Source organism: Micromonospora sp. NPDC005205, assembly GCF_040608275.1.
GTDB lineage: Bacteria > Actinomycetota > Actinomycetes > Mycobacteriales > Micromonosporaceae > Micromonospora.
Genome location: NZ_JBEXHV010000010.1, coordinates 247131 through 254029 on the forward strand (window position 1 = coordinate 247131; position 6899 = coordinate 254029).

Here is a 6899-nt window from a genome sequence, read left to right on the forward strand (position 1 = left end):
GGTTTCCCGGCGGCCTCACCGGGAAGTCGGCCCCGCCGGAACGCACCGCACGCGTCGAAGGGAGCCCGCCGTGGCCGTGGCGAACGAGCTGCTGTTGAACTCGGTCCGGGTACGACGGCCCGCCTCGGCCGGCGCGCCGCTGTACTGCGACGCGCTGGAGTACGGGCTCACCGGTGACGGCGCGACCAACGACCAGCCGGCGCTGGCCGCCCTCGTGGACCGCCTCGGCGCCGGGTACGCCTCGGACGGACGGGCCCGGGTCATCTACTGCCCGCCGGGCATCTACTCGATCCGGGACGCGGGCACCGTGTGGCGCAGCGGTGTGTCGCTGATCGGGGCCGGCCCGGCGGCGACCCGGTTCATGCTCAGCAACGAGGGCAACCGGGCCGACCCCACCCCGTTGGCCTTCTGGACCACCGTGCAGCACGGCGCCGACCGGGACCGGCACATCGCCGACTGCACCTTCTCCGACTTCCAGATCGACGGCTCCGGCGTCGCCATGGCCGAGTACAACTACCTGGCCAAGGGCCTCGGCCTCCAGTACGTGGTGCGGGGCGTCTTCCGCAACCTCTACATCCACCACACCGCCGCCACCGGGCTGGGCTGCGACTTCCTCCAGGACTCCCTGATCGACGGCGTGGTGGTGGTCGGCTGTGGCCGACTGGACAACGGCGAGCAAATGGGTGGCGCCGGCATCGGGATCGGTATCGGCGGCTGGGGAGCGGTGGAGCGGCTGACCATCGCCAACTGCACCGCCCTGGCAAACGGCACCAACGGAATCTTCCTGGAGCTGCAGAAGGACTACTGGGCGCCGCCACGCGGCTACCGCATCGTCGGCTGCCACAGTCAGGGCAACCGCTTCGGCATCTCCGACTGGGGCGCCGACGGCCTGATCGTCTCCGCCTGCACCATGACCGGAAACCTGGAGACCGGGTTCGACGTGTCGGCGCAGGGCACCTCGTCGGTGGCCGGCCGGGGTGGGCTGCTCACCGACTGCGTCATCGACGGCAACATGTACGACGGGGTCAGCATCGGTAACAGCCCTGGCCCGTACACCGTCCGAGGCAACCGGATCAGCGGCAACGGCCGGCACGGTTATCACTCGCACGACCTCGGGCGCGGCTACCGGGGCTCGATCCGGGACGTGGTGATCGAGAGCAACGAATTCTGGGGCAACGGCCTCGACGCGATCCGGATCGACCACCAGATGACCGACGCGGTGCTGCTCAACAACCGGATCCGCAACAACGGACGGCAGTACGGCGAGGGCACCGGAGGTACCGGTGACACCGTCCGCTACAGCGAGCGGTCCCTGGTGGACCGGTCGGCCAACTGGCCGCACGACGGGCACCGGGGCAAGGTCCTGCGGGTCGGTAAGGCAGTGGCCATGGTGGCCTCCAACACCGGCGACGAACTGACCCTCGCCCCGGTCCGCCCGGACGCGTTCAGCGCGTGGAGCGGGGACGTACCACCGCCGGGATGCGGATACGAGCTGGCCGCCGCACCGAAGCTGCGGGCCGGTATCACCGTCGACGCGCCGTTCGACTCGGCCACCATCCGGGGCAACCGGGTGTGGGACAACCACGACAACCCGACCCAGACGCACGGGCTGTGGATCACCGATCGGGGCAGTTGCGTGGACTGCCGGGTCGAGGACAACGACCTGGCCGGCAACGCCGACGAGGGCATGCGACTGGACACCCCGCCGGTGGGCGGACGGTGGCGGGACAACCACGTGGACAGCGACTGGAGCTGACCCGACGTTGGTCGCCGTCGGGACGCCAGGGCCACGGTGACGGCGAGATCCGGACGTTGAACGACGTGCGGCGGCGGCCGGAAGGATCCGGCCGCCGCCACTGTCGTGGTGAAACCGATCAGCCGGCCAGACCGGCAACCGGGGTCGGGTCCAGCACCACAGTCGCCGAAGCGGACTGCGGGGGTACGCCCGGGTCGGTCGGGGCGTCGGTGTACTCCGCGACGAACACCGCGGTCAGGTTGTCCGCGCCGCTGTGCCCACCGTCGAGGAAGGTGGGGATGCTTCCGGAGCAACCCGTCGAGGTGGACAGCGGGTGCCCGTGCTCATCGTGCCCGAGCACGTAGGTGACCTTCACCCGGGAGCAGTCCACCGGCAGGTCGTCGGTGACCTTCACCTCGTACGCGACGGTCTGCCCGAACTGGAACGGCTGCCCGGCCTCCGGGGCGACGAACTCGATGACCGGCGCGGTCGGCCCGACCACCAGCGGCAGGGACGCCGAGGCGGACCGTCCGGTGCGGTCGGTGACCTTCAACGTCGGCGTGTACGAGCCGTTCTCCGGGAACGTCCAGCTCGCGTTCGGAGCGGTGCTGTCCACCGAGCCGTCCGCGTTGAAGTCCCACGCGTAGCTGAGCTTGTCACCGTCCGGGTCGGTCGTGCCGGCGCTGGAGAACGCGACGGTCAGCGGGGCCTGCCCAACGGTCGGGGTGCCACTGATCTTCGGGATCGGCGTCCGGTTGCCCCGCACGAAGTCGATCCGGGACAGCTGCGCGTCCGGGTTCTCAGCGAAGTAACCGTCGCCGTACTCCAGGACGTAGAGCGCGCCGTCCGGGCCGAACTCCATGTCCATCGGGTTGTCCACGACCAGCGACGGCGCCACCGGACGGATGTCGTCGACATCGCCGTCCTCGTCGAGGCGGAACTCCTTGATGTAGTCGCGGGACCACTCGTAGAACAGCGGCACCCCGTCGTAGTAGGCCGGCCAGCGGGTGCGCGACGTGCTGGTCCCGTCGTACTCGTACGCCGGACCACCCATCGGAGAGATGCCGCCGGAGCCCAGCTGCGGGAACTCGGCCGAGGGGGCGGCCGCGTACCAGACCTCCGGCTGCTCGACCGGCGGCAGCACGCGCTTGCCGGTGTTGTGCGGTGAGTCGTTGACCGGGCGCTTGCAGTTGAACGTGGCGCCGGACTCACCGGTGGCGAAGTCGTAGTCGCGGTAGGCGATCGTCGGCGTCACGCAGTACGGCCAGCCGTAGTTCGCCGGCTTGTCGACGCGCATCCACCGACCGTGCCCGGCCGGCCCGCGCTCGGGGTCCGGGTTGGACGCGTCCGGGGAGTAGTCGCCCACGTACACGTCATCGGTCCGCTTGTCGACGGAGAACCGGAACGCGTTGCGCAGCCCCATCGCGTAGATCTCGGGGCGGGTCTGCGCCGTGCCGGCCTTGAACAGGTTGCCGGCCGGCACCGTGTAACCACCACCGGCCTTGACCTTGATCCGCAGCAGCTTGCCGCGCAGGTCGTTGGTGTTGGCCGAGGTGCGCTGGGCGTCGTACGCCGGGTTGCGGTCGGCCCGCTCGTCGATCGGGATGTAGCCGTCGGAGGCGAACGGGTTGGTGTCGTCACCCGTCGACAGGTACAGGTTGCCCTTGCTGTCGAAGTCGATCTGGCCGCCGACGTGGCAGCAGATGCCCCGGTCGGTGGGCACGTCGATGATCTGCTGCTCGCTGGCGAGGTTCAGCTTCTGCCCGTCCAGCTTGAACCGGGACAGCCGCAGCGCGCCCTTGAAGCGCTGCCAGTCCGCCTCGGTGCCGGTCTCCGGCGCGTCCCCCTCGTTGACGCCGGGAGTCGCCGGGTCATCCACCGGCGTGTCCATCGGCGGCGAGTAGTAGAGGTACACCCACTTGTTCTGGGCGAAGTTCGGGTCGATGGCGACGCCCTGCAACCCCTCCTCGTCGTGCTCGTACACCGGAATGTCGGCGGCGATGGTGTTCAGCCCGGTGCGCGGGTCGTGGATGCGGACCTCACCGGTACGGGAGGTGTGCAGCACCCGCAGGTCGGGCAGGACGGCGAGGCTCATCGGCTCGCCCGGGAAGTCGTTCAGTGTCACTTTCTGGAAGCTGCTGTCCGGCGGCGCGGCTGGCGCTGCGGACGCTGCCGACGGTGGTACGGCCAGACCGGCCGTCACCAACAGCAGGGCGGACGCGAATGCGGTCCTGTTCATCAGGTGAGTCCCCCGGGGTGGTTTCAGTACCGAAGTGAAGCGAGATAGTCGAAGCCGACGCGAGCGGTGTCCAGGGCGTCGGCGGGGGAGCGCGGCGCGGTGCCCGCGTCGTCGCGCTCCACGATGTACTCCTCGATGCCGGCTTCCCGCTCGTGGGCGAAGATGCGGCCGAAATCGATGACGCCGTCGCCGAGGTCGGCGAAACCACCCTCGACGTCGAGGTCCTTGACGTGCACCTGGCGGATCCGGCCGCGGTTGGCACGGATCACGTCGACCGGGTCGTGGGCGCCCCGCCAGGTCCAGTAGAGGTCGAGCTCGAAGTGCACCAGCCGGGAATCGGTCTGCGAGCTGAGGATGTCGAACCCGGTCGAACCGCCGGTCAGCGGCACGAACTCGAGCTGGTGGTTGTGGTAGCCGAAGTCCAGCCCTGCGCGTTCGGCGAGCCGACCGGCGCGGTTCAGGTCCCGAGCCAGGGCCCGGTAGACGGCGGGGTCCCGGATTGGCTGACCGCTCGCGTCCCGACCGAAGTACGGGTGGACGATCTTCTTGCAGCCCACCACGTTGGCGTCGGCGAGAGCCTGCTCCCAGGTGGCGGCGTCGAACGGCTGCGGGATGCCGACGTGACCGGAGGTGGAACGCAGCCCGGCCTCGTCGAGCGCGGCCCGGAACTGTGCGGCGGTGCGTCCGACGAAACCGGCGTGCTCCACTCGCCGGTAGCCGATGCGACGCAGCGCGTCCAGGGTGCCGGGCAGGTCGGCGGCGAGCTGATCACGCAGCGTGTAGAGCTGAATGCTGATCCGGTCCACCGGCACCCGGCGGCGACCCTGGGCCTGCCCGGTGGTTGCGGCGGGCGCGGCGACGGCTGGGCCGCCGAGCAGACCGGCGGCGCCGACAGCGGCCGCGGAGACGGTCGCTGCGCGCAGCACTCCCCGCCGGCTGACCGGCTCGGACGCCGGTGTGGGCCCCGGTCGGTTGAGTTGTTGATCCATGGTGGTGGTCCCTTCCTGACGGCTGGGACGCCGTCGGCGGCGGTCGACCTGACTGCCGTCCGCCGGGCGCGCCGAACCGGCCGGAGGCGGGCTCCGGCTGGACGGTGAGGGACGGCGCGGGTGCGGCCCGGACCCATCGGGAGCGGAACGCGGCGACCCGGCAGAGGTGGCGGCAAGTTGATCGACGAATGGGCAACCCTCTATCTAGATCCAGACCTTACCCTTGCCTCCGGACGAAGGCAAAGCTTTGTCGCGTTCGCCGGAAGTTTCGCTTCAACTGACAAAAGTCCGCCCACGAGGTGCGCCACCGGGCCTGACCTTCTACTTCCCGTGGGGTTCATGGAAGTCGCGGTGTCGGGGCGGCCGGGATGCCCCAACTTCCTTGAAGCCGAGTCGATCATGAGCCGCCGGTCGACGGTGGCCGCCGCCTCCGCTCGCCATTCGGACAGTCGACGTTGCGTCGCTCAAGCGGAGCAAAGCGCATGACACGGGTCGGTTGAACCCCTGTTTGGGCCAAGCGGAGCATTGTTGGAAAATGGGTCGATAAATGCGCCGCCAATTATTTCCGAATGCCGCGAATGGTCCCGTCAAGCGGGCAAGAATGTGGCGGAGGGAAGTCGAAAAACGGGGGGACTGAAACATGACGTCTAGGCGGCGATTGACGCTGTTGGCGGTAACCATCGCAGCGGCACCACTCGTCCTGGGTGCGTGCACCGCCGACCGGGGTTCGGCGACCGGCTCGGCCAAGAGGCACGCCGCCCCACCGGAACTCGCCGTGACGCCGGGGGACAAGGCCCGGGACGTCCCGGTCAGCGCCGAGGTGGGCACCGTGGTCAAGGATGGACGGGTCACCGGCGTACGGCTCACCGACGACAAGGGCAAGCAGGTCAACGCCGAACCGCGCGAGGACGGCTCCGGCTGGGTGCCGAGCGCCCCGCTGCAACCACGACGGACCTACACCGCGGAGGTGACCGCGACCGGTGACTCCGGTGCCACCACCACCCGCACCACCACGTTCACGACGATGGCCAAGTCGACCAAGCCGCAGATCACCAGCACCCTCTATTTCAACGGCAATCGGACGTACGGCACGGCGATGCCGGTAACGGTGGCCTTCGACCCAGGAATTCCGAAAGAGGCCAGGGCGGATGTCCAGCGGCGGTTGTTCGTAAAGACGAATCCGCCGCAACCGGGTGCCTGGTCGTGGCTTGAGGATGGAAGTCAGGTCTATTACCGGGCCCCCGATTTCTGGAAGCCGGGGACCACCATCAGTGTCCGGGCCGGTCTGGAGGGTCTGCCGATCGGAAAGAACCTTGTCGGCGACGCCGAGCGGACCGCGACCTCCAAGATCGGACGTCAGGTCTCGCTGGAGATCGACAACGCCACCAAGCAGATGACCGTCCTGCGCGACGGCAAGCAGGTCCGCCGGATCCCGGTGAGCCTGGGTAAGCCGAGCACGCCGAGTTCCAGCGGCAAGATGGTGATCATGGAAAAGCACGAGCGGGTCACCTTCGACACCCGGGGTGAGCCGAACGGTGGCTACGTGGTCGACGTCGACGACGCCCAGCGCTACACCTGGGGCGGCGAGTTCATCCACTCCGCGCCCTGGTCGGAGGGGGACCAGGGCAACACCAACGTCTCGCACGGTTGCGCGAACGTCTCCGCCACCGCGGCCGACTGGTTGATGGGGGTGACGCAGGTCGGTGACCTGGTCACCGTCAAGGGCACCGAGGTGGAGTTGCAGCCGGGCAACGGCTGGACCGCGTGGAACGTGAGCTGGGACGAGTTCGCCAAGGGCAGCGCCCTGCCGGTGCCACCCGGGCTCAAGCCCGCGCCGGTCGCCACGTACACCTTCGTGGTGCGGGCCCGCGACGAGGTCGGACTGCTGTCCGCGCTGTCCGCACCAGTCACCGTCACCACCCTGCCGCCGCCGCCG

At 69.3% G+C, this 6899-nt stretch carries 4 protein-coding genes; 2 read left to right on the forward strand and 2 right to left on the reverse strand.

All coding sequences use genetic code 11. The features are described 5' to 3' along the window. Positions 1–76: 76 nt before the first annotated feature. Positions 77–1756 (forward strand): right-handed parallel beta-helix repeat-containing protein, encoded by a 1680-nt coding sequence (locus ABZU43_RS20250; RefSeq protein ID WP_355008038.1) that lies wholly within the window; start codon positions 77–79, stop codon positions 1754–1756. 118 nt (positions 1757–1874) lie between these two features. Here the strand turns inward: ABZU43_RS20250 and ABZU43_RS20255 are convergent, their stop codons facing one another. Together ABZU43_RS20255 and ABZU43_RS20260 are read right to left on the reverse strand one after the other, a co-directional pair. Further along, positions 1875–3974: a PQQ-dependent sugar dehydrogenase gene (locus ABZU43_RS20255; RefSeq protein WP_355008022.1), complete on the reverse strand. Its 2100-nt coding sequence runs from the start codon at positions 3972–3974 to the stop codon at positions 1875–1877. A gap of 23 nt (positions 3975–3997) precedes the next feature. Next, positions 3998–4963 (reverse strand): sugar phosphate isomerase/epimerase, encoded by a 966-nt coding sequence (locus tag ABZU43_RS20260; RefSeq protein WP_355008023.1) that lies wholly within the window; start codon positions 4961–4963, stop codon positions 3998–4000. A gap of 640 nt (positions 4964–5603) precedes the next feature. On the opposite strand from ABZU43_RS20260, the gene ABZU43_RS20265 reads away from it, so the two are divergent. Further along, positions 5604–6899 (forward strand): Ig-like domain-containing protein (locus ABZU43_RS20265; protein ID WP_355008024.1); only part of this gene is annotated, 1296 nt, incomplete at its 3' end.

Bases quoted from the DNA above. Each gene is read 5' to 3' on its own strand.
- ABZU43_RS20260 (WP_355008023.1), bottom strand. From the start codon at position 4,963: ATGGATCAACAACTCAACCGACCGGGGCCCACACCGGCGTCCGAGCCG.
- ABZU43_RS20255 (WP_355008022.1), bottom strand. From the start codon at position 3,974: ATGAACAGGACCGCATTCGCGTCCGCCCTGCTGTTGGTGACGGCCGGT.